Annotated in this window: 13 protein-coding genes; 11 read left to right on the top strand and 2 right to left on the bottom strand. The window is 67.9% G+C overall.

The window, feature by feature from the left end:
• Positions 1-97 precede the first annotated feature (97 nt).
• The 6 genes from ACFV6H_RS26215 to ACFV6H_RS26190 all read left to right on the top strand — a co-directional run bounded on the left by ACFV6H_RS26215 (position 98) and on the right by ACFV6H_RS26190 (position 16,383).
• On the top strand, positions 98-1,288 hold the full coding sequence (locus ACFV6H_RS26215) for an MFS transporter (protein WP_385546489.1): 1,191 nt from the start codon (positions 98-100) through the stop codon (positions 1,286-1,288).
• Positions 1,289-1,727: 439 nt separating this feature from the next.
• Positions 1,728-5,279, top strand: coding sequence for a LamG-like jellyroll fold domain-containing protein (locus ACFV6H_RS26210; RefSeq protein ID WP_385546486.1), 3,552 nt, complete (start codon positions 1,728-1,730; stop codon positions 5,277-5,279).
• A gap of 194 nt (positions 5,280-5,473) precedes the next feature.
• Entirely contained in the window at positions 5,474-11,974 is a 6,501-nt protein-coding gene (locus tag ACFV6H_RS26205; RefSeq protein ID WP_385546718.1) for an RHS repeat-associated core domain-containing protein, read from the top strand.
• Positions 11,975-12,022: 48 nt separating this feature from the next.
• Complete coding sequence (locus ACFV6H_RS26200) at positions 12,023-12,508, top strand: hypothetical protein (RefSeq protein WP_385546483.1); 486 nt, start codon at positions 12,023-12,025, stop codon at positions 12,506-12,508.
• An 849-nt stretch (positions 12,509-13,357) separates the two neighbouring features.
• Positions 13,358-15,229 (top strand): gamma-glutamyltransferase family protein, encoded by a 1,872-nt coding sequence (locus tag ACFV6H_RS26195; protein ID WP_385546480.1) that lies wholly within the window; start codon positions 13,358-13,360, stop codon positions 15,227-15,229.
• Between the two features lie 251 nt (positions 15,230-15,480).
• On the top strand, positions 15,481-16,383 hold the full coding sequence (locus ACFV6H_RS26190; RefSeq protein WP_385546477.1) for an inositol monophosphatase family protein: 903 nt from the start codon (positions 15,481-15,483) through the stop codon (positions 16,381-16,383).
• Positions 16,384-16,505: 122 nt separating this feature from the next.
• Here ACFV6H_RS26190 and ACFV6H_RS26185 read toward each other — a convergent pair whose 3' ends face one another.
• Entirely contained in the window at positions 16,506-17,420 is a 915-nt protein-coding gene (locus ACFV6H_RS26185; protein ID WP_385546474.1) for a nucleotidyltransferase domain-containing protein, read from the bottom strand.
• Between the two features lie 85 nt (positions 17,421-17,505).
• Here ACFV6H_RS26185 and ACFV6H_RS26180 point away from each other — a divergent pair, with 85 nt between their 5' ends.
• Complete coding sequence (locus ACFV6H_RS26180; RefSeq protein WP_385546471.1) at positions 17,506-18,921, top strand: phytoene desaturase family protein; 1,416 nt, start codon at positions 17,506-17,508, stop codon at positions 18,919-18,921.
• A 118-nt stretch (positions 18,922-19,039) separates the two neighbouring features.
• A complete protein-coding gene (locus ACFV6H_RS26175; protein WP_384981548.1) occupies positions 19,040-19,555 on the top strand; it encodes an O-acetyl-ADP-ribose deacetylase in 516 nt (171 codons plus the stop codon).
• Positions 19,556-19,658: 103 nt separating this feature from the next.
• Here ACFV6H_RS26175 and ACFV6H_RS26170 read toward each other — a convergent pair whose 3' ends face one another.
• Positions 19,659-20,489, bottom strand: a complete 831-nt coding sequence (locus tag ACFV6H_RS26170) for an SDR family oxidoreductase (RefSeq protein WP_385546468.1) — start codon at positions 20,487-20,489, stop codon at positions 19,659-19,661.
• A 155-nt stretch (positions 20,490-20,644) separates the two neighbouring features.
• On the opposite strand from ACFV6H_RS26170, the gene ACFV6H_RS26165 reads away from it, so the two are divergent.
• The 3 genes from ACFV6H_RS26165 (at position 20,645) to ACFV6H_RS26155 (ending at position 23,895) form a co-directional block, all read left to right on the top strand.
• On the top strand, positions 20,645-21,259 hold the full coding sequence (locus tag ACFV6H_RS26165) for a TetR/AcrR family transcriptional regulator (RefSeq protein WP_384981554.1): 615 nt from the start codon (positions 20,645-20,647) through the stop codon (positions 21,257-21,259).
• Positions 21,260-21,389: 130 nt separating this feature from the next.
• Positions 21,390-22,733 carry a Dyp-type peroxidase gene (locus tag ACFV6H_RS26160; protein ID WP_385546465.1) on the top strand — a complete coding sequence of 448 codons (1,344 nt, stop codon included), beginning with the start codon at positions 21,390-21,392 and terminating at the stop codon, positions 22,731-22,733.
• 43 nt (positions 22,734-22,776) lie between these two features.
• Positions 22,777-23,895, top strand: a complete 1,119-nt coding sequence (locus ACFV6H_RS26155; RefSeq protein WP_385546462.1) for a beta-propeller fold lactonase family protein — start codon at positions 22,777-22,779, stop codon at positions 23,893-23,895.
• The last annotated feature ends 7 nt before the right edge of the window (positions 23,896-23,902 follow it).

Raw genomic sequence — 23,902 nt, 5'->3', positions numbered from 1 at the left:
AAGGACCCGCGCCGCCGACGGAAGGCGCCACCGATGGGAGGCCTCAGTGACCGCGCGTGACGTTGCGACATCCGAGGCCCTGGCGCCCACGCCCCGTATGACACGTGCTCTGACCTTGCTCTTCGCCGTCGCGGCGGGCGGTGCCGTGGCCAACCTCTACTACGCGCAGCCGTTGCTGGATGTCATCGCGGGAGATCTACGGGTCGGCGAGAGCGTCGTCGGCCTGCTGATCACGGCGACACAGATCGGCTACGCGCTCGGCATTCTGTTCATCGTTCCGCTCGGCGACTTCCGTGACCGTCGCCGGCTGATTCCCTTGATGATGGTCCTCTCGGCCGGTGCCCTGGTGGCCTGTGCGGTCGCGCCGGAGATCATCACACTGGCCCTGGCGATGGTCGCGGTGGGTGTGACGACGGTGTCGGGACAGATCCTCACTCCGCTCGCGGGCGATCTCGCCGACGACGCGTCCCGGGGAAGAACCGTGGGCATCGTCGTCAGCGGTCTGCTCTCCGGAATCCTGGTCGCCCGGATCTTCAGCGGACTGATCGCCGACGCCACCAGTTGGCGCGTGGTGTTTCTCATCGCCGCCGGCGTCGTGCTCGTCCTCGCGTTCCTGCTGCACCGCTCGATCCCTCGACTGAAGCCCAAGACGGCGGTGATCTCCTATGGCGCGGTGCTGCGCTCGGTCTTCTCGCTGATCGCACATGAGCGGAAACTGCAAGTCACGATGGTGCTCGGCGCGACCGGCTTCGGCCTGTTCACGATGTTCTGGACGGCGCTCACCTTTCTGCTGAGCGATCCTCCCTACCGCTATCCCATCTGGGCGATCGGTCTCTTCGGCGTCGCGGGCCTGGTCGGCGCCGTCGCGGCGCAGGGCGCGGGACGGGTACACGACCGCGGCTGGTCGGTCACCGGCACGGGGCTGGCGTGGCTGCTCGTGGCCATCGCCTGGGCCATCGCGGGATTCGGCGGCCATGTGCTCGTCTTCGTGGTGGTCGGCATCGTGCTGCTCGACATCGGGGTCCAGGGCCAGAACATCCTGAACCAGTCGAGGATCTTCCAGATCTCCGCCGCCGCGCGCAGCCGCCTCAACACGGCGTACATCGCGGGCAACTTCGTCGGAGGCTCCATCGGCTCCTTCGCCGCCGCCCTGCTCTGGTCGACAGGCGGCTGGCCGGCCGTCTGCACCACCGGAGCCGCCCTGTCCGCTTTCGCACTCCTGATCTGGCTCACAACCCGCCACAGCGCCCTGCGCACACAATCCGCGACGGTTTCCGGTCGGCGATAAATCCCGGAGACCAACTCCGCGCTCTCGCGCCCGTTGGGCGCATTCTTTCTGTTCACCTGTTATCTATCTATGGTGATGCGGGTGTTTGCCTCACTCTCCGGCCGGTTGATTTCTCGAATCGCTCTTTATCTGCGATTAAAGGCATAAAGCTTCGCTCTGTGACCTTGATCACCGTTGGTTTCCTGTGTGCTGCCGTGGTTATGATCCCTGCGTTATTCGTGAAGCTTGTGCGCTACATGGGGTGGGGCTGTGAATTCAAGTGTGTGGGGTCGGGTTTCCTGTGCGTAGCCCGCGGATGCGTCGTGTCGTTGCAAGATCCCTGGCGTGGGCATTGCTTGTCGGCGGAATAGTTGTCGTGAATGCTCCGGCTGTTCAGGCTGACGCGCCGGCGCCTCAAACGCCGTCCGAGCGGGCCGCGGCCTCGGGTGAGCCGGTCGAGGTGACGGCAGAGCGTACGGAGTACGCGCAGACCTTCGCGAATCCGGATGGTTCGTACACCCTGAAGCAGGCGACGTCGCCGCAGCGGGCGAAGGATGCCTCGGGTGCATGGCATGACATGGACACGACGCTCGTGCGTGGGGCCGACGGCACGATCGGACCGCGGTATGCCGCGGTGGATGTGTCGTTCTCGGCCGGTGGTGCCCAGGACATGGTCCGTCTGGAGCATGAGCAGGGTGCGCTGTCCGTGCGGTGGCCCGGTGATCTTCCTCAGCCCTCGCTGGACGGCGCGACCGCCACGTACTCAGAGGTGCTGCCCGGCGTGGATCTGCAGTTGACCGCGATGCCGGACGGGTATCGGGAGGTTCTGCTGGTCAAGTCGGCGGAGGCCGCGCAGAACGAGGCTTTGGAAGAGGTGCGGTTCGCCGTCGCGGGCGAGGGCGTGTCCGTGGTCTCAGGAGCCGGCGGTGGGCTGCGCGCGGTCGATGCGGATGGCAACGCGGTGTTCACGGGGCCGGCGGGAAAGATGTGGGACTCCTCCGGGGACGGCACCGGTACCGGTATCCGGCCTCAGACGCTCCGGGCGGCCGGTGCCGAGACGGTCGGCGATTCGGGGACGGCCTCGGGGGCGGCCGGTGCGGATGACCCTGGTTCCGTCCAGCCGCGTGATGGTGACGTGACGGCCACTCTGCCCGTACAGGTCGACGCCGACAGCATCGCTGTTGCCCCCGACCTGAGCCTGCTGCGAGGCGACGACACGGTCTACCCGGTTCGTATCGATCCGTCGGTGGGTCTCTCGCGCCCGGAGCGTACGGTGTTGTCCTCCGACGGCGACAAGTTCTACCAGTTCTCAGGCGAATACGGCGTGGGACGCTGTTCGAGCGCGGACGGCTACTACTGCGGCGAAAATTACGTGAACCGGATGTACTTCGAGTTCAGCCCGAGTGGTCTGGCGGGAAAGCACGTTCTGCACGCCACGTTCCGGGCGCATGAGACGTGGTCGTTCAACTGCAATCCCTATACGGTCAATCTGGAGCGCACCGGGAACATCTCCGAAGGGACGCGGTGGCCCGGACCGGCCATCGGGAATCTCATGGATTCCAAGAAGGTGTCAGCCGGCCGAGGCGACAATTGCAGTCCTTCCCAGCCCGATTCCTGGGTTGAGTTCAACGGCGGTCTTACCCAGAACGTGCGGGACTTCGCCGACGGGAAGTTCTCCCGTCTCACGCTGATGCTGCGTGCCCTCGACGAGAGCGAACCGCGCGCCTGGAAGCGTTTCGACGACAACGCCGAGCTCACCGTGGATTACGTGCCGAATCCCGGTGTTCCGATCAATGTCGGTGTCATTCCGGGTGTGCCCGGGGTGAAGGCGGCCGGGTACTGCGAGCCGGAGAGCGCGCCGCTGGCCGTCACGGTGGATCAGCCCACGGTCCGCGGCCGGGTGGAGACGGAGGTCTCGCCGGGAGTCAATGACAGCAAGGGCCAGTTGAAGATCAACTACCGTATCGCGCGCAAGCTCGACACCGGTGCATGGGAGGAGATCTGGGCGGCGGAGAGCCCCGACGACGTGGAGGGCGAGCCCGCCAAAAGCTATGCTGCGGACGGCACGCTGCTGGACAAGCAGACGACCAAGCGCACGGACGGCACCCAGTATCGCTACCGCGCTCGCACGCAGTCCCATTGGTCGTACAACGGTGACAGCGGCGAGCTGTACTCCTCGTTCTCGCCGTGGTGCTACTTCACCATCGATTCCTCCGCGCCCAAGGCCCCGCGGATCGAGCCCAAGGATCCGGTCAATGGTTCGCCCTATGTGGAGTGCGGGACAGACGTGTGCTCTCCCAAGGGTGGTCCGGGTATCGCCGGCACCTTCGTCTTCAAGCCCAACAGTGCCGATACGGACATCAGTAAGTACCAGTGGACGCTGAACGGTCCGAGCGGGCAGGTCGGGAAGACGCATACGGTTACGGCAAAGGCCGATCACACGGCTGAGATCACCGACGCCATACCGAGCATGGGCGGCACGCACCACCTGAAGGTGTGGGCAATCGACGTCCGGGCACGAACGGGTACGCCCGAGACCTTCGACTTCCAGGTCAGTCTTCCGCCGGGCCCCATCGGGCGGTGGCACTTCAACGACGGCGCTCCCGATTCCGGAGATCCCAAGGCCAAGGACAGCGCCGGCGACGATCCGCAGCACGATCCTTCCGCGGCCACGCACGACTTGACGCTCCGGGGCGGCGCCGGCTTCTCGACCATGGCGCGGCGAGGCGACGACGACACTTCGATGTGGCTGGACAGCAGCAACCCCGCTCTGCAGCAGGCGTACGCGGATGCGTCGACGCCGGTGGTGAGTACCGCGCACTCGTTCACCGTGTCGGCCTGGGTGAACCTCACGGATGCCTCGTCCAGCCGGATGATCGTGACCGCGCCCGGCGCGCAGGCCCAGGCGTTCGCGCTGTACTACTCGTCGTCATCGAGGTCGTACGTGTTCCACTACACGGCCACGGACTCGGCCACTCCGGTGTTCATCAGGTCGGACGCGTCCGCCACCGACCCGCCGCTGCGGGTGTGGACGCATCTGGCCGGTGTCTACACCGCCGCCACCGATGCGAGCGGCAACCGGACTCCGCAGGGTGACACGATCCAGTTGTTCGTCAACGGCCGAGCCCAGGGCGAACCGGTCAACCTGCGTGCTACGGCGCCCAGTTACGTTCCCTGGGAGGCCGGGCAGGGCTTGCAGGTGGGACGGTCGATCGTACGTGGCGCGGCCGGGCAGTACTTCCGTGGCCGTATCGACGAGGTCGCGGTCTGGCAGAGCGCGCTGTCCGCCGACGAGGTCGCCAAGGAAGCTGGGGCGAGGGAGGACAACGCACCAACCACGGAGCTGGTCGCCGACTGGAACGCGGAGGGCTCTTCGGGGACAACGGTGGGTGAGTTCTCGCCCTACCCGATCGGTGCCATGGCGCTGTCCGGCGGGGCGAGCCTGGACGAGGAATCCAGCACCCTGGTTCTGGACGGGAGCAACGGCTATGCATCGGTGACCGGTCCGGCGATCGACGAGACGGGCTCGTTCACAGTCTCCGCCCAGGCCCAGATCAATCCGGACGTACTCAACACCAAACCCGATGGGTATCAGGCCCAGATTGCGGGCCAGGCCGGAAGCGGGGGCGCCTCGTGGGCCCTGGCGGTGCAGAAGTTGGGGCCGGACGTATATGTGTGGAAGTTCGTGCGCACCACCTCTTCCGGGACCAGTGTGGCCACGGCTGATGTGACGGATGTGTCCGAACTTGCCGATACCAGTTCCTCGGTGACGTTGACCGGCGTGTACGACGCGCAGGACCAGGGCGGTCGCATGCATCTGTATGTGGGTACCAAGCCGGTGGACGACGGCCTCAACAATGCGGTCACCGCGCCCCAGCAGGGCACCGGCACCCTGTCTATGGGCGGCACCTTGGACAGCAGCCGCTTCGCGGGACGGCTGGGCCGACTGCGTATCTGGGCCGGAGCGATGACCTTCGAGCAGGTCCTTTCACGCATCATCGCCGGCGACTGATCCGGTCCCGGTGGGCGAAGAGAACCGCTTCTTCGTCCACCGGGCCGGCTCCGTACCCCGTACTCCGTACGACCAGCAGCCCGCCGGGCCGACTGCGTCCCCTCATCTCGCCCGCCGTGCATGGGCACGGCCTCCCATCTCCACTCACCTCGTGCCTCCTCGGGGGCCTTTGATGGAACTTGGACGTGAGACTCATGCCGCCGTTCCGCCGTCGCACCGCCACCAGGGTGAGAACCCGCTTGCGTGGTCGGGTAGCCGTGACCACCGCGTTCGTCCTCCTGCCCGGCCTGCTCAGCCCGCTGACCGCGGTGGCCCAGGGCATACAGCCGCAGGGCCGTCCCGACGCACCCAAGCCGGTCTCGGTGAAGATGGTGCCGCTGAAGCCGATACAGACGGCGACGTCTCGTCTGATCGCCCGTCAGGAGACCGCCAACAAGAAGGCGGCGGACCGGGCGCTGCGCGACCAGGCCGCGACGGTGGTCTGGCCGACGGCCGCGACCACCACTCTCACCACTCCCGCCACCGGAACGGCGAAGGCCACCGCGGGAACTCTGCCCGTCTCCTTGTCCGCGCCGACCACCAAGGCGGCCCGGGCGAAGAAGTCGGCGCAGTCCGTCAAGGTGTCTGTGCTGAGCCGGAAGCAGACAACCGCGCTCGGTATCAAGGGCGTTGCCCTGACTGTCACGGGCCCGCGCGGCGGTGGGACGGCTGATCTCGCCATCGACTATTCCGCGTTCGCCGGAGCGTACGGTGGCGACTGGGCCGGCCGCTTGCAGGTCCTGCGCCTGCCCGACTGTGCCCTCGACCAGCCCGGCAAGGCGTCGTGCCGTAACACGACACCGCTGGCGTACACCAACGAGCGCGGCGAGCGACAGCTCCGTACCCGTCTCGACTTCAGCGCCGCCGGAACCGCCGCCGGTGACGCGCCCACTGCGGAGCCCATCGCGGATCCCAGCGCCAAGCTTTCCGCCAAGTCGGCGACTGCCGGCGGGCAGTCCATGGTGCTCGCGCTCGCGGCCGGAACCAAGTCCGGTGGCGGTGACTACAAGGCGACCCCGCTCTCGGCCTCTTCCACCTGGGAGGCGGGCGGCTCATCAGGCACCTTCACCTGGAACTACCCGCTCAAGACACCGCCGGCCGCCGCCGGTCCCACTCCGGACCTGGCCATCTCGTACGACTCGGGCAGCGTGGACGGACGCACCGCGAACACGAACAACCAGGGCAGCCAGATCGGTGAGGGCTTCGACCTGACCTCGTCGTACGTCGAGCGCAAGTACGGCTCCTGCGACGACGACGGCCAGACGGACAAGTTCGACCTGTGCTGGAAGTACGACAACGCCTCCCTCGTCCTCAACGGCAGGGCCACCGAACTGGTGAAGGACGACACCAGCGGAACCTGGCGCCTGAAGAACGACGACGCCTCGGTCGTCACCCACTCCACCGGCGCCGACAACGGCGATGACGGCGACGACATCTCCGGTGGCAAGGGAGACGGCAAGGGGGAGTACTGGACGGTCATCACCGGCGGCGGCACGAAGTATGTCTTCGGCCTCAACAAGCTGGAAGGCGCCGGCAGCGAACGCACCAACAGCGTCTGGACCGTCCCGGTCTTCGGCGACGACGCCGGTGAGCCCGGCTACAGCAGCGGCACCTCGCTCAGCGGACGCGCCAAGACCCAGGGATGGCGCTGGAACCTCGACTACGTCGAGGACACCCACGGCAACGCCATGAGCTACTGGTACACCGCCGAGACCAACAACTACGACACGCTCGGCGAAGACACCACCGGCACCTCGTACACCCGTGGCGGATACCTCACCAAGATTCTCTACGGTCAGCGGGCCGGCGTCCTGTTCACGGGCGCGCCCGCGGCCTCCAACAAGGTCGCCTTCACCTACGACGAGCGGTGCATCCGTGACACCGGCTGCGACTCCCTGACCGAGAGCACCAGCCCTCAGTGGCCGGACGTGCCGTTCGACGCCATCTGCAAGGACGGCGACAAGTGCACCGGCAACGTCGGCCCCGCCTTCTTCACCCGCAAGCGGCTGACGGGCATCACCGCCTACGCGTGGAACGCCGCCCGTACTCCGACCGCCGATTTCGAGTCCGTCGATTCCTGGAAACTCACGCAGCAGTACCAGGATCCGGGTGAGACGGGTGACTCCAACGACCAGTCCCTGTGGCTGCGTTCCATCCAGCACACCGGCGAGCACGGCATGCCGCTCTCGACGGATCCGGTCACCTTCACCAGCGAATTCCTCACCAACCGCGTCGACGGCCAGGCCGATGACATCCTGCCTCTGGCGAAGCCTCGCCTGACCGGCCTGACGAGCGAGACCGGTGCCAAGACCGCCGTCACCTACGCCGCGGCCGAGTGTGTCGCCGGCGAGACCAGACCGCGTCCCGACCAGAACACCAGCACGTGCTATCCCGTCCGCTGGAAGCCGAACGGTGGCGGGGACGCCATTCTGGACTGGTTCCAGAAGTATCCGGTGACCGCCGTCTCGACCAGCGACCAGACGGGCGCCTCCGGCACCATCACCGACACCTACCAGTACTCCGGTGGCGGTGCCTGGCACTACAACGACGACCCCATGACGCCCGAGAAGGACCGCACTTGGTCCATCTGGCGTGGCTTCGCCAAGGTCACTCATCAGACCGGCCCGGCCAACGGCACCCGGAGCAAGACCGTCAGCGTCTATATGCGCGGTATGGACGGCGACCGGCTGCTGAAGGCCGACGGCAAGACGCTCGACCCGGACGCCCGCAGAAGCGCCCAGGCCACGGGCATCAAGGCCGCCGCCATCACCGACGCAGACCAGTACGCGGGCTTCACCCGGGAGACGGTCACCTACGACGGCGACAGCGAAGTGGCCGGCACCGTCAATGATCCCTGGTCCCGCAGGACCGCCACCCAGCACAAGTCCTACGCCGACACCGAGGCGTACTTCGTCCGCACCGGCGCCACCCACAACCGGACCAACGTCACCGTCATCAGCCCGGTCGACCGCGTCCGTACGACCGTCACCACCTATGACGACTACGGCATGCCGCTGACCGTGGAGGACAAGGGCGACGACGCCGTCACCGGTGACGAGACCTGCGCGCGCACCTGGTACGCCCGCAACCCGTCCGCGGGCCTGACCTCACTGGTCTCCCGCACCCGCGTCACCGCGAAGCCCTGCGCCACCGCCGAGAGCGCACTCGACCTGCCGGCCGACTCCACCAAGCCCGGCGACATCATCTCCGACACCGCCGTGACATACGACGCGACCGCCGCCTGGACGGCCGGCCAGAGTCCCACTCTGGGCGAGCCACGGTGGACCGGTCGCGCGAGTGGTTACGACAGCGGCGACCAGCCCAGCTGGCAAAAGCTCAGCACGACGACGTTCGACGCGCTGGGCAGGCCTCTGCTCGTCAAGGACACCAACGACAACCAGACCAGCAAGAGCACCTACATGCCGGTTGCCGCCGGTCCTCTGACCGCCTCGACGGTCGCCGACGGCAAGGACTACACCACCAGCACCGTCGTCGACTTCGCCACCGGCGCGGCCACCAAGATCACGGACCCCAACTCGAAGATAACCGAGAGCACTTACGACAGCCTCGGACGCGTCACTCAGGTCTGGCTGCCGAACCGGCCGCGTCTCCTGGGTGGCATTCCAAACTATAAGTACGAATATCACCTCTCGAAGGACACGGCGTCCTGGGTCTCCACGGGCGCACTCACACCGACAGCCTCGGGCTACATCACCAGCTACACCATCTACGACTCCTTGCTGCGCGCCAGGGAAACCCAGTCCCCGTCTCCGGCCGGCGGACGCGTGGTCAGCCTGACCCAGTACGACACCCGCGGCCTGGTCAGCTCCACTCTGTCGGACATCTATGACAAGAGCGCCCCACCCTCCGGTAACGCGGCCACCGTCGAGGGCGGCCAGGCCCCACTACAGGTGGACACCACCTACGACGGCGCGGCCCGTTCCGTCGCCAGCGAGACCAAGGTGCAGGGAGTCCACCGCTGGACCACCGTTACCAAGTACCAGGGCGACCGTGTCCTCCAGACGGCTCCCACCGGCGGCCAGGCCACGGCGACTCTGACCAACGCTCTGGGCCAGACCACCGAGACCCGCGAATTCGCCAACCCCGAGGACACCGGCTCGTACAACCACACCCGCTACACCTACACGCCCGGCGGGCAGCAGAAGACCGTCACCGCCCACGACAACAGCGTCTGGTCCTACACCTACGACCTCTTCGGCCGCCAGACCAGCGCCACGGACCCGGACAAGGGCACCACGGACACCCGCTACACCAGCCTCGACCAAGTCGACTCGACCGAGGACGCGGAAGACCGCAAGCTCTTCTACCAGTACGACGTCCTCGGCCGTAAGACCGACCTGTGGCAGACCGACAAGACCGTCGCCGCCAACAAGCTCGCCCACTGGGACTACGACCTGGCGGCCAAGGGCCGGCAGGACACCGCCACACGCTACGTCGGCGGAACCGGCGGGCAGGCGTATGTCCAGAAGATCACAAAGTTCGACGCTCTCTACAACGTCACGAACAGCCAGCTGACTCTCCCGGCCAATGACCCACTCGTAACCGCCGGCGTCCCGCAGACGCTGACCTTCGCCGCCAACTACAACGCGGCCAACCAGCTCTCCACCATCACTGACCCAGCCGTCGCCGGCCTCGCCCAGGAAGGCATCACCAACACCTACGACGGCCTCGGCAACTTGAAGAACGTCAACGGCACCACCGGCTACCTGCTGGACGCCGGCTACTCCGAACTCGGCGACCTCACCACCCTGAGTCTGGGCATCAGCTCCGTCGGTTCCGCGAGGAAGGGCTCCCTCAACTACGAGTACGAGAACGGCACTCGCCGTCTGACCCGGTCCTATGTCACCGACCACAACGGCAACAAGGCGCAGGACCTCACCTACGTCCAGGACGACGCGGGCAACGTCAAGTCCATCAGCGACGCCATCAGCCTCGGCGGCACAGGCCAGGCCGACAACCAGTGCTTCCTCTACGACGGCTACCGCCGTCTGACCGAAGCCTGGACCCCGAAGACGGCCGACTGCTCCGACACGGGACGCACCACGGGCAACCTCGGCGGTGCGGCGCCCTACTGGACGTCCTACAGCTACACCGCCGCCGGCCAGCGCTCCACCGAGAAGCAGAACCTGGCCACCGGTGACCAGACCACCACCTACGCCTACGGGACCAGCACCGGCCAGCCCCATCCGCTGGACCACACCACCGGCGCCAAGAACGCCACCTACGTCTACGACGACACCGGCAACACCACCCACCGCCCTGGCACCAGCGCCACCCAGACGCTCGCCTGGAACAGCGAAGACCAGCTCTCCAGCCTCACCGAGGGCACCAAACAGACCGGCTACCTCTACGACGCCGACGGCAGCCTCCTCATCCGCCGCGCCACCGGCGACGGCGATACCGTCCTCTACCTCGGCGACATGGAAGTCCGCCTCACGGTCAAGGGCACGACCAAGACCCTCAGCGGCACCCGCTACTACACCGCGGCCGGCCAGACCATCGCCGTCCGCACCGCCACCGCGGGAGTCACCGGCACCAAACTCAACTTCCTCGCCGGCGACCACCACGGCACCTCCAGCCTCGCCATCGACGCCACCACCTGGGCCGTCACCAAGCGCTACACGACACCCTTCGGCGCCCCCCGAGGCACCCAACCCACCACCTGGCCCGACGACAAACGCTTCCTGGGCAAACCAGCCGACGACTCCACCGGCCTGACCCACATAGGCGCCCGCGAATACGACCCAACAATCGGCCAGTTCATCAGCGTCGACCCGGTCCTAGCCCTGAACCAGCCCCAGTCCCTCAACGGCTACAGCTACGCCAACAACACACCGGTCACATCCAGCGACCCCACGGGCCTGTGCCCCGCCGACCTCTGCGGCGACGGCTACCCCATCGGCGGCACCGGTCAGGTAAAGGGCGACCCCACCCGCTTCGTCACGACACACCCAGACGTGTCAAACAGATACGCCGTCGTCCCACGTACAGGCGGCACCGCTACGGCAGCTAGCTCCGCGCAGACAATGGTCGACAATGACGGCCAAGTCGTCGCGTGCGCTGTGGGACACTGTTTGGCTTTTGTCAACGGCCCAAGCGATTTTGAGCGGCGCGCAGGGAATTATTTGAGGAGTCAAATTCCGGACGGGCCCTTGGTGGACCTGATCAAGGGAAATCCCGGTGATGCCTGGGATCAACTGATGCAGGGCACATGTGAACCTGGCCAGGTGACCGCGTGTCCTCCTCTGACGGGAACGGTAGCAGTTGGTCCAGGCGGGCTACTGGGAAATGCCGGACGCGAGGTGGCTGTGCGCGGGGTCGGCCGTGAGCTGATCGGCGCTGAGAGGTCGAAGCACATTCTTGATAACCACAGGTACCCGGGGGCGCCAGGGAAGGATGCTTTCCCGAAGGGTTGGTCCGATCCCCAGATCCTCGATGCTGTGGCTGACGTGGTGACAAGCCCGAACAGTCAGAGGACCTGGTACCAAGGATCTGCTAAGTACGCTGAGAGAACTCTGAAGACTAAGAAAGGAAAACCAGCTGTGCTGAATGTCGTTGGAACGGTGGGGGAAGTGAGGATTCTGGTGCGTTACGAGCCTCTCACTGGGAAGGTGCTCACGGCCTTTCCGGAGTGAGACGACATTCCGCTTCGTGTGTAGACTGTTCGATGCGATTGGAGGGTCATGGAGAATCTGCTGGAAATTTTGCGTCGGCTAGATGATCCCGAGGGGCTGGAATCTCCGGCCGACTACAGCAAGGCGGAAGTCGCGAACGCATTCAATCGTCTAGTTGTCAGGATTAATTCTGACTTCTCGACGAATTGTGAAACCGACCAGAATATTCAAGACTCGGCCCAGTACGGGCGACTTGAGGTGCCGGCGGAATCCACGGTTTGTGGGACAAGAATTGTTGTCCTGGTGAGCAAGTTCAAACCCTTGGCTATGGTGGCGGCGGATAACCCTGGCGCCTTCTTCGGTACGGAAGACGCACGCGCTGAAGGTGAGCTCGACTCCGGTGACCTTGAGAAGGTGGAGTGGGCTCTTGTAAGCCTGGGGTATGTGATGGTGCCGGAAGAGCTTCTTACTACACATTATGACGGAGCTGCAAGCCTACGTTTCCATGGTTCTGACCCTCCTGATTGGTGGGACCGATTCTTCGGCTCCTTCTAAGCGGCCTGGAATCGAGAGTCGCTTTTCGCATACCGTTGAGGTCGCATCAGTCATGGTTGATGAGACCTCAACGGTAAGTTGGAGTGGGTGGGCATAGTCGAGGACCTGGCCAATCCCCAACTGACCCTCGCTCGCGCCTGTAAGGCTCTAGACCTCGGCGATGAGCATGTCGTCGCCCCGAGACCGGAGCGGAGTAGGGTCACTGACGGCGGAGCGGCCGAGCGTGGTGGGCTGGTGCGTGGTCATTAGCAGCCCCTTCTGCCGTGAAAACTATGGTCGCGGGTGGGCCGCTGGTGCGGGCCTGTTCGTGCGGCGGGCGTGGTGCGGAGCACCGAGACTGATCGAATAACAGCGGGACGGTGGAGAAGTCCTCCCGGAAGGCGAGCGTGTGTGCTCACTCCCAGAGTTTGAGGTGGGCTAACTTCGGCGGCTTGCCCAGCTCCCAAGGTGCGGATCATCTGCCGCACATGACATGTGACACGGCGACCGTGCCAGTGGACAGACGTCCTTGGGTCCCTTGGGTAGTGTGTTACTGCGTGGTACAGGTGAGCCGGTGTCAGGCGCGAAGCTGTTTGTTCTCCTCAATACGGGCGCGGCATTTTTCGGACTCGGTTCGGGCGACGTCGATCGTGGGCATGAGGTCGTTCATGTCAAGCGGCAGGTGTGGATACTCAACGGCCGTGCGCGCTTGACGCTTCCATGAGGCGGGTGTTTGCCATGGGGGCGAAGCCGTGGCATTGGGAGGGGCGTTGGGGGATACGCTTCTTGGTGGTGATCGGGCGGGCGAGAGTTCTGGTGTGGACTCCGATCGGTGTGAGCGGTTCGGTTCAACAGTGAGGTGGCATACGTATGTTCACGACTCGGCCCACCCTTCAGGGGACCTTCGGGATGGTGTCCTCCACTCACTGGCTCGCCTCGCAGTCCGCGATGGCCGTGTTGGAGGACGGCGGCAACGCCTTTGATGCCGCCGTCGCCGCCGGCTTTGTCCTGCATGTTGTCGAGCCGCATCTCAACGGGCCCGGTGGCGAGGTGCCGATCATTCTTGCGCCCGCCGGCGGCGAGGTTCGGGTGCTCTGTGGTCAGGGGCCGGCGCCTGCGGGGGCGAGTATTGGGCACTACCGTTCCCTCGGGCTCGAACTGGTTCCCGGTACCGGTCCGTTGGCCGCCGCCGTGCCCGGTGCCTTTGACGCGTGGATGGTGCTGTTGCGCGATTACGGCACCAAGTCCCTGGCTCAGGTGCTGCGTTATGCCATCGGATACGCCGAGGACGGCCATGCGCCGGTCGAACGGATCGGTGAGACCGTCGAGTCGGTCCGCGAGCTCTTCGAGACCGAGTGGACGTCCTCCGCCGATGTCTATCTTCCCGGCGGCAAGGCACCGGCGCCCGGGGAGCTGTTCCGTAACCCTGTTCTCGCCGCGACCTGGCGCCGGCTGATCTCCGAGGCCGAGTCGGCCGGCGAGGACCGGGTGGCGCAGATCGAGGCCGCCCGTACCGTCTGGTGTGAGGGCTTTATCGCGCAGGCGCTGCTGCGTCAGTCCGCCACGCCCACCATGGACACCAGCGGTTCGCACCACACCGGCACCCTGACCGAGGCGGATCTGGCCGGCTGGTCGGCGGCGTACGAGGCGCCCGCCACCTACGAGTGGGACGGCTGGACCCTCTGCAAGGCGGGCGCCTGGAGCCAAGGGCCCGTCTTCCTCCAACAGTTGGCGCTGCTGCCCTCCCGCGCGGCCGACCTGCCCACGTACGGCTCGGCGCAGTACGTTCATCAGCTCATCGAGGGCTGCAAACTCGCCATGGCCGACCGGGAGGCCTGGTACGGCGACGCCACCGAGGCGCCGCTGGCCGCCCTGCTCTCCGAGCCGTACAACACCGCCCGCCGTGCGCTCATCGGTGAGCGTGCCTCGTACGAGCTCCGCCCAGGCAGCCCGGAGGGACGCGAACCGGTCCTCAGCGCCCATGCCACCGCCGTCTCCACGGGCGAGCCCGGCTTCGACGCGCTGGGCCTTCCGACCGCGGGCGTGGGCGAGCCGACCGTGGGCAAACCGACCATCGGGGAGTCAGCCGTGGGCAAGCCGTCCGTCGGGGAGCCGGTCGTCGCCAAGGACGGTGCCACTCGCGGCGACACCTGCCATCTCGACATCGTCGACCGCTGGGGCAATATGATCGCCGCCACGCCGAGCGGCGGCTGGCTCCAGTCCAATCCGGTCGTCCCCGAACTGGGCTTTCCGCTCGGCACCCGGCTCCAGATGGCCTGGCTTGACCCCGGACTGCCGAACTCACTGACGCCCGGCCGCCGGCCCCGTACCACCCTCACACCGTCGATCGCGCTGCGCGAGGGCGTACCGGTGCTTGCCTTCGGCACGCCCGGCGGCGACCAGCAGGACCAGTGGCAGTTCCACTTCTTCCTGGCGCTCGCCCTGCGGGCACCGGTCCGGGGCGGGCTCGATCTCCAGGGCGCGATCGACGCGCCCAACTGGCACAACGACAGCTTCCCCGGCTCCTTCTACCCGCGCGGGATGCGGCCCGGCAGTGTGACGGTGGAGAAGGGCATGGACCCGGACGTCATCGAGGCGCTGCGCCGGCGCGGCCATGAGGTGACCGTCGGCGAGGCCTGGTCCGAAGGGCGGCTGTGCGCGGTCGCCAGAGATCCTGAGACCGGTGTCCTGTCGGCCGCGGCGAACCCTCGTGGCATGCAGGGTTATGCCGTAGGACGCTGAGAGTCGCCCTAGGGTCTTTCGTTTGGGGCTGGCCGGATCAGGGAGCGCCCGCCGCGGTAGCGGCTGATGTCGGCGTTGGTGCCGTGGATCGCAAGGCGGAGGAGGGAGCCATGGCGGAGCCCTGGTGACCGACGACAACGCGGCGAGGCGCGGTGCCAGGGCTCGCGAGCCCGGCAAGATCCAAACGAGAGGCCCTAGCCGTCACGGGGCTGCCCTCCGGAGTGTCATAGGCGCGTGATTGGCTGGTGGGCATGATCGATGACGCTGTGTACGGAATGTACGGAACGGTTCCCCTGAGGGAGCGGGAGACGGCGGACGGGCGGACGGCCCGGCAGATGCCTCATGGGCTCCGTGTGTCCGCCATCGAAGAGGCGGTACGCGCGGCAGCCGCGGCCGAGATCATGCCGCGCTTCCGGCAGCTCGCCGCTCACGAGATCGCTGAGAAGAGCGGTCCGCACGATCTGGTGACGGTCGCCGACCGGCGCGCGGAGGAACATCTCACCGCCGCTCTCACCGCGCTGCTTCCCGGCTCGGTGGTGGTCGGCGAGGAGGCGGTCCACGCGGATCCGGCGGTGTACGACGCGCTGCGCGGCGAAGCGCCCGTATGGATCGTCGACCCGGTCGACGGCACCCGCCAGTTCGTCCGTGGCGAGCCCGGTTTCTGCACGCTCGTCGCCCTCGCGCAGGGCGGTGAGGTGCTGGCGTCCTGGACCTACGCGGCGGCGCTGGACGAGATGGCGATCGCCGTACAGGGCCGCGGCGCCTGGCTCGACGGCGTCCCGCTGCGCTCCGGCGCGCCCAAGCCCGGCGCGGTGCTGACGGTCGCGATGTCCCATCCGGACTACACGACGGACGCCCAGAAGCGCGCCCTCCTGGGACTGCGCACCGAGGACATCGACGCGCGCGCGTGCGGCTCGGCCGGGCTCGAATATCTGGACGTGGCGCGAGGCGCGCTCGACGCGGTGGCCTTCAACTGGGAGCTGGCCTGGGACCATGCGGCGGGCCTGCTGCTGGTGACGGAGGCGGGCGGCGCGCAGCAGACGCTCACGGGCGAGCCGTTCCGTATCACGGGCGGCAACGCGCTGCCCTTCACCGCGGCCCGCGACGAGGCCACGGCGCGGCGGATACGGGAGCGGCTGCTGACGGGCGCGTGAGGAGGCGTGAGGACGCGTGAGGAAGCGCGGCCATCAGGCCTCAGCGGCGGTCGTACCACCAGCAGCCGGACCGCCGGCGGCCGGACCACGGGCGGCCGGGCCGTTCTCGGTCAGGAGCTCGGTCAGGCGCCCGCGTCCAGGACGGTCCGTACCTCCGTCACCAGCGCTCCGGCCGCCTCCACCGCCTCCGCGTCCAGTGACCTCAGCGCTCGTGCGATACGCGCGGCGAAGTCCGGTGGCGTGTCCGGGAGGGCGGCGGCCGTTGCCGTGGCGCCCTTTTCGTTGAGGCACCAGACGCGGTGGTGGGCGAGCAGGGCCTGTACGAGGATGCCGAAGGCCCGGGACAGACAGAGCGAGACATGCAGCACATCGCCCGTGCCGGCCGGTCCGCCCGTCACACCGCCAGCCGGTCCGCCTGTCACTCCGCCCGCCGACTTACGGGCCGCCGCCACCGAGAAGTCCGCCTCCCAGGCCGTTTCGGTGAGTGCCCTGCGCAGCGGCTCCGGATAGGTCCGGGCCGCCTCCCGCAGTGCCGTCAACTCCCCGGTGGGATCGGCCAGTACGCGGCAGAGCGCGACCTCACCGGCGTATGCGGGCGACCAGAACCCGAGCGGATGGCCAGGCTGCGTACCCACCTCGAAGCGGCCCTCGCGGCACTCCTCCCAGACCCGTTCCACGCGGTCCAGATCGCGCAGGATCCAGTCCACCGCGACGCCGTCCACCGACAGCCAGGCCCCGCCGTTCACCCAGGGACCCCACTCACCAGGGCCCGCGACCTCCACCGGTGAGCCCGTCATCTCGGCGGCCAGTGCGGCCAGCTCCGCCAGCGCCGCTCTGTCGAGCCCGCCGTGCCCGCCATCGATCCCGCCGTGCCCGCCGCGGTAGTAGACGCCCAGGTCCCAGTCCGAGTCCGGGCGGTGCGTACCACGGGCTCGGCTGCCGCCGAGTGTCACGGCACGCACTCCGCGTACGTGCGTGAGCCGTGTCGCCATGGTGTCGATGAAGCGCGGCAGGGCCGCGTCCGGTGCGGTGTTCATCGTCGCGGACAGTACCCGCCCTCGGGCTGTCGGTGCCCGGGAATATCCTGGGGTTTCTTGCCATCGGCTACGAAGGAGTCCGAAGGTGACGTCGATGCTCGATGCCGTCGTCGTGGGGGCGGGACCCAACGGGCTGACCGCCGCCGTCGAGCTGGCCAGGCGGGGCTTCTCGGTGGCCGTGTTCGAGGCCGCCGACACGGTGGGCGGAGGCGCCAGGACGGAAGAGCTGACGCTGCCCGGCTTCCGGCACGATCCCTGTTCGGCCGTGCACCCGCTGGGCATCGGCTCGCCCGTCTTCGGGACGATGCCGCTCGGCCGGTACGGACTGGAGTGGCTGCATCCCGAACTGCCGATGGCGCATCCCTTCGACGACGGCACGGCGGCGGTGCTGTCCCGTTCGGTCGCCGAGACGGCCGCGTCCTTCGGCCCTCGTGACGCGGGCGCGTACCGCCGTCTGGTCGCGCCCTTCCTCGGCAAATGGGACACGCTCGCGCGGGACTTCATGTCCCTGCCGCTGACGGCGCTGCCGCGCGATCCCGTCACCCTCGCCCGGTTCGGACTGGCCGGGCTGCCGCCCTCGACCTGGCTGGCGCGCCGCTTCCACGACGAGAAGGCGCGTGCCCTGTTCGCCGGGCTCGTCGGCCATGTCATAGCCCCGCTGAACGGGCTCGCCACCGGCGCCGTCGGGCTGATCTTCGCGCTCGCCGCGCACGCGGGCGGCTGGCCGCTGCCGCGTGGCGGCTCGCAGTCGATCTCCGACGCGCTCGCCGCGTATCTCCGGGATCTGGGCGGTTCGGTCCACACCGGATACGAGGTCAAGCGGCTGGACGAGCTGCCGCCCGCCCGCGCCTATGTCTTCGACACCTCGCCGACCGCCCTGGCCCGTATCGCGGGTCTCGGCCGCGTGTACGACGGCTACCGCTACGGAGCGAGCGTATTCAAGATCGACTACGCGCTGGACGGTCCGGTGCCCTGGACGGCCGAGGAGCCGCGCCGGGCCGGGACCGTACAGATCGGCCCCACCAGCGGAGAGATCGGCACGGCGCTGCGCCTGGTCGCGGCCGGCCGGCCGCCCGCGACACCGTTCCTGATCACCGCCCAGCCGAGTCTGGTGGATCCGTCCCGCGCGCCCGAGGGCAAGCATGTCTTCTGGGCGTACGGTCATGTCCCCAGCGGCTGGCAGGGCGATCTCACCGACGCCGTGGAGCGGCAGCTGGAGCGCTTCGCTCCCGGATTCCGCGACCGTGTGCTGGCCCGGGCCACCGCGGGCCCGCCCGAGCTGGCCGCCCGTAACCCCAACTATGTCGGCGGCGACATCGCCTGCGGCGCCGCCTCGGGGCTCCAGCTGCTGCTGCGTCCCAGGATCTCCCTCTCCCCGTACACCACTCCGCATCCCGCCGTCTTCATCTGCTCCTCCGCGACCCCGCCGGGCCCCGGTGTGCACGGCATGTCCGGGCACAACGCGGCGAAGGCGGTCTGGCGGCGGCTGCGCGAGGTCTGAGGAGGTCGTGCAACGGAGGCCTGAGGAGGTCGTACGACGAGGTCTGAGGAGGTCGTACGACGAGGTCTGAGGAGTCCGTGCGACAGGTTTTGCGACAAGGTCTGAGGAGGCCACCGATATGACAACCACAACCCTGACACTGGTCCGAGGAAGCATCACCGACCAGAGCGTGGACGCCATCGTCAACGCCGCGAACTCCTCGCTGCTCGGCGGAGGCGGTGTCGACGGCGCGATCCACCGCGGCGGCGGCCCGGAGATCCTGGCCGAGTGCCGCGCCCTGCGCGCCGCGCGGTACGGCCGTGGCCTGCCCACCGGCCAGGCGGTGGCCACTACGGCCGGCCGCCTCGACGCCCGGTGGGTGATCCATACGGTGGGCCCGGTGTATCAGGTTTCCGGCAGCGATCCCTCGCTTCTGGCTTCCTGCTACCGGGAGTCTCTCCGAGTGGCCGATGAGCTCGGTGCGCGGACCGTCGCGTTCCCAGCCATCTCCACCGGCGCCTACAGGTGGCCGATGGAGGACGCTGCTCGTATCGCCGTAGAGACCGTGCGGAACACGGAGACGGCGGTCACCGAGGTCAGATTCGTGCTCTTCGACGAGCGGGCGTACGCGGCGTTCGCCGGGCAACTCCACTGACCGCCGCGGTGGCGCCCTCCTGATCCCGTGGCTGATCCCGTGGCGGCGAGATCGATCACGGCCCCGTCCTGGAAACGCTGTCCTTACGTCAGGAACGCTGTCCTCACCTCAGGGTGATGTGCCCTGTCTGCAACGCGGCGGTGACGCCGCCGTCGACCAGGAGGTCGCTGCCGGAGATGAATCCGGCGCCGGGGCTGAGCAGGAACTCGGCGGCCCTCGCGATGTCGGCCGCCGTGCCCTCGTGCTTGGCGTTGGAGCCGTCGATCATGGCCTGGATGATGGCGCCGTGTTCGCCGCCGAGTTCGGTATGGCCCATGGGCGTGGCGATATGGCCGGGGCTGATCGCGTTGATTCTGGCGCCCTTGGCACCCCAGGTCACACTCGCGGCCTGGACGCGTACGAGGTTGGCCCGCTTGGCGAAGGCGTAGGCGGCTCCGGCGTGGGGGAAGTTGGCCGGGTCCGCGATCGGCAGGTCGAGAAGCCGGTCGGCGGGCGTGGTGGCCAGTTCCCGTGCCTGCTCCGGAGGGAAGGGCGGGTAGTTGTGAGCGGCCATGCTGGCGATGACGACACCGGCGCCGCCGGACGCGACGACCTCGCCGAACTCCTCGGTCACCAGGGCGACACCGAGCAGATCCACCGCCAGGATCGCGGGCACCGGCGCCTGTACGGGCGAGAGACCGGCGGTGTGCACCACGTACCGGACCTCGCCGAGGGACGCGGCGCGCTTGGCGAGCGCCGCCACCGACGCGCGCGAGGAGACGTCGACGGCCTGGGAGGTGACCTCGTATCCCTCTCCGCGCAACTGCCCGGTCACGGTGTCCAGAGTCTCTTCGTTGAAGTCCGCGAGGAGCAGACGGGCGCCCGGTCCGACGCGCCGCGCGATCGCCTGTCCCATTCCGCCCACGCCGATGACCACTGCGATGTGCTGCGACATGTTCACTTCCTTGCCGAGGTCGTAGTCGTACGTACGTCTGCCGAGGCCGTACGTCGGACACGCCCCGCGTCCGACAGCCGCCCCCTGTCGAAGGCCGCCCTCTATCAGACAGCTGTCCGTTATCCTACAGGTGTCGGAGAGGATACGCTCTCGCCATGCCTGCGCACCATGTGGACGCCCGCATCCGCCGCTCCCGCAGCGCCCTGGAGACCGCCCTGCGCGAGCTCGTCGCCGAGCGCGATCTGGCCCAGCTCTCGGTCTCGGACATCACCAAACGCGCGGGCGTCACGCGGTCCACGTTCTACGAGCACTACAGCGATGTGCACGAGCTGGCCGCCGCCGCGTGCACCTCCATGTTCGACGGACTGGTGGCCGCCACCCCGGCCGCCGGACGGGATCTCCCGCGCGACGGCCGTTCCCGGGACAACCCTCTGCCGATGCTGTTCGCCCATGTCGCCGAGCACGCCGCCCTCTATCGCGCCGTACTCGGCCGCGACGGCAGCGCCCGCGTGATCAACCACCTGTTGCAGCGGATCGCGATCGCCGTGCACGTCAGCCGCGGACCCGCCGAGGCCGTCCCGCCCACCCACGCCGACGATCCGACGGCCATCCCTCACGACCCGGCGGCGGCGTTCGTGGCGGGCGCCCTGCTCGGCACCGTCCTCGACTGGCTGCACCACGGCTGCCCCGGCACCCCCGAACAGATGGGCGCCACGCTCTGGCCCCAACTCCTCGCCGGCACGGAGGCGGCCACGACGACGATCACGTAGAAGGGCCGCATCATCCGGCCGGCACCACCATCGCCATGCTGAACTGCCCTTGCCCGCCCACCGATGGCGAGTGGCGCGTGGTGCAGGTACTTTCGGCGCAGAGAGCGTCACGAAAGAGGGCATACGCGGCATGAGTGAGCAGAGACCGCCCGGCCCGGAGGACGAGGGCGAGGACGAGGACAGGGCGGACAGCTCGGACGGCTCGGACGGCGACGGTTGTCCGGCGGCCTTCTTCGCGCGGCGTTCGTTTCTCCAGGGCACTGTCGCCACCGGACTCGCCGGAGCGGCGGGCGTCGGCCTGCTGGACGGCGGTGGTACGGCCCGTGCCACCGCGCCGGGTGACCGAGCCGCCGAGGACACCGAGGCGATTCCCTTCCACGGCTACCACCAGGCCGGCATCGTCACACTTCCGCAGCGGGACGCGACCTTCGTCGCGTTCGACGTGACCGCGTCCGACCGGAAGGCGCTCACCGATCTGTTCCGTACGCTGACCACCCGGGCCCGCTTTCTCACCGCCGGCGGCACGCCTCCGCGGACACCGCCGGACAAACCGCCGTCCGACACCGGCGTCCTGGGCCCCAAGGTCCTACCGGGCGAGCTCACCGTCACCGTCGCCCTCGGCGCGAGCCTCTTCGACGACCGCTTCGGACTGGGCCCGGAGAAGCCGGTCCAGCTCGTCACCATGAAGGCCTTCGCCCACGACGATCTGGATCCCGCGCTGTCCCAGGGCGACCTGCTCGTACAGATCTGTGCCAAGAACCGTGACACCACGGTGTACGCACTGCTCGACATCCTGTTCCACACGAGCGGCGCGATGAAGCAGCGCTGGCGGATCAACGGTACGCGCAATCCGTCGCGGCCCGTCGGTGTGCCCCGGGACTGGTTCGGCTTCAAGGACGGCATCGCCAACCCGGACCTCAGCGATACGGCACAGCTCAACCAGGAGGTGTGGGTACAGCCGCACACCGACGAGCCGGCCTGGGCGGCGGGCGGGACCTATCAGGTGCTGCGCATCGTCCACTTCCGCCTTCAGAAGTGGCAGGAGGTGCCTCTTGAGGAACAGGAGCGGATCTTCGGCCGTCGCAAGGTCAGCGGCGCGCCCATGTACGCAGAGGACCCGGACGCCTCCGACCAGCTCGACCCCATCTACACCAACGATCCGCAGGGCCTGATCACTCCGCTGAACAGCCATGTCCGGCTGGCCAATCCCCAGACTCCGGAGACCGCGTCCACCAGCGCCATTCTGCGCCGCAGCTACGACTACGACCGCAGCCCCGATGTACGCGGCGGACTCGACCTGGGACACGCGTTCTGCTGCTTCCAGCGTGAACTCAACACCTATATCGCCATGCAGACCCGGCTGGAGGGCGAGGCGCTGGTGCCGTACATCAGCCCACGCGGCGGCGGCTACTTCTTCGCGCTCCCCGGTGTGCGCGACACCCAGGACCACTACGCCCGTGGACTCCTGTCCTGACAGGACGAATCCCTCGATTCCCTCGATGCGCGCAGGAGGCACGATGCGTTCCCTTCGTTCCCCAGGACAGACCCGAGCCCGTGCCGGTACGGCCGACCGGCACCGCAGGAAGGCGCTCCGAGGGAAGGCGCTCCGGCCGGCGCTGCCCGTACGCCCGGCGCTCCCACTGCTGCCCGTCCTCGCGGTGGTCATCGTTCTGCTGCTGGTGTCCTGCACCTCGGCCGGATCCGCGCGACAGGACCCGGTCGCCGCGCCCTCCGCGAGCGCGCAGCGGTCCGCCGGCCGTGTCTATGTGACCAACCAGCTCGACAACACGGTCTCCGTGATCGACGCAGGCACCCACAAGGTGGTGGCCACCGTGCCGGCCGGTACCGGCCCCGAAGGCATCGTCATCACTCCGGACGGCAAGCACGCCTATATCGCCAACAGCGAGTCGGCCAAGGTCTCGATCCTCGACACACGGACCGACAAGATCGTCAAGGCCGTCGCCGTCGGCAAGAACCCGAGCGGTGTCGCGCTGAGCCCGGACGGCGGATCTCTGTACGTCACCAACGGCGGTTCGAACAATGTCTCGGTGCTCGACACCCGTACCAACCGGGTGACCGCCACCGTCCCGGTCGGTGTCTCACCGGTGAGCGTGGCCGTCAGCCACGACGGCAAGTCCGCCTATGTAGCCAACTCGGGCTCGGACAGTGTGTCGGTCATCGACACCGGTACCGACCGGGTCGTCCGGACGCTCCCGGCCGGCCGCTCGCCCGTGGGCGTCGCCGTCACTCCGGACGGCGGATCGGTCTATGTGGCCAACGAGGTGACGGCCCGTGTCTCGGTCATCTCGACCGGCACCGGCAAGGTCACGGCCACCGTGCCGGTCGGCGAAGGCGTCTTCGACGTGACCTCCGCACCCGACGGGAAGAAGATGTACGTCGCCGTTCTCGGTCCCGGAAATGTCTCGGTGATCGACACCGGCAGCCGTCGCGTCACGGGAACGGTCAATGTGGGCCCGCCGGGAACCGATCCGTTCAATATCGCCGTCACCTCCGGCACGGTCTATGTCACGGACCAGGGCGCGGGCACCCTCTCGGTCATCGACCGTACGACGCTGAAGGTCACCGCGACGGTCACGGTCGGCAACAGCCCGTACGGTGTGGCCGTGAGCCCCTGACAAGCGC

Source organism: Streptomyces sp. NPDC059743, assembly GCF_042732975.1.
In the GTDB taxonomy this organism is placed as follows: Bacteria; Actinomycetota; Actinomycetes; order Streptomycetales; family Streptomycetaceae; genus Streptomyces.
This window is presented reverse-complemented; position numbering and strand designations above follow the sequence as displayed.

What these genes read in the sequence shown, in the direction of transcription:
- ACFV6H_RS26215 (WP_385546489.1), top strand. Translation starts at nt 98, where the DNA reads ATGACACGTGCTCTGACCTTGCTCTTCGCCGTCGCGGCGGGCGGTGCC.
- ACFV6H_RS26205 (WP_385546718.1), top strand. Translation starts at nt 5,474, where the DNA reads ATGCCGCCGTTCCGCCGTCGCACCGCCACCAGGGTGAGAACCCGCTTG.
- ACFV6H_RS26200 (WP_385546483.1), top strand. Translation starts at nt 12,023, where the DNA reads ATGGAGAATCTGCTGGAAATTTTGCGTCGGCTAGATGATCCCGAGGGG.
- ACFV6H_RS26195 (WP_385546480.1), top strand. Translation starts at nt 13,358, where the DNA reads ATGTTCACGACTCGGCCCACCCTTCAGGGGACCTTCGGGATGGTGTCC.
- ACFV6H_RS26190 (WP_385546477.1), top strand. Translation starts at nt 15,481, where the DNA reads ATGATCGATGACGCTGTGTACGGAATGTACGGAACGGTTCCCCTGAGG.
- ACFV6H_RS26185 (WP_385546474.1), bottom strand. Translation starts at nt 17,420, where the DNA reads ATGAACACCGCACCGGACGCGGCCCTGCCGCGCTTCATCGACACCATG.
- ACFV6H_RS26175 (WP_384981548.1), top strand. Translation starts at nt 19,040, where the DNA reads ATGACAACCACAACCCTGACACTGGTCCGAGGAAGCATCACCGACCAG.
- ACFV6H_RS26170 (WP_385546468.1), bottom strand. Translation starts at nt 20,489, where the DNA reads ATGTCGCAGCACATCGCAGTGGTCATCGGCGTGGGCGGAATGGGACAG.
- ACFV6H_RS26165 (WP_384981554.1), top strand. Translation starts at nt 20,645, where the DNA reads ATGCCTGCGCACCATGTGGACGCCCGCATCCGCCGCTCCCGCAGCGCC.
- ACFV6H_RS26160 (WP_385546465.1), top strand. Translation starts at nt 21,390, where the DNA reads ATGAGTGAGCAGAGACCGCCCGGCCCGGAGGACGAGGGCGAGGACGAG.
- ACFV6H_RS26155 (WP_385546462.1), top strand. Translation starts at nt 22,777, where the DNA reads ATGCGTTCCCTTCGTTCCCCAGGACAGACCCGAGCCCGTGCCGGTACG.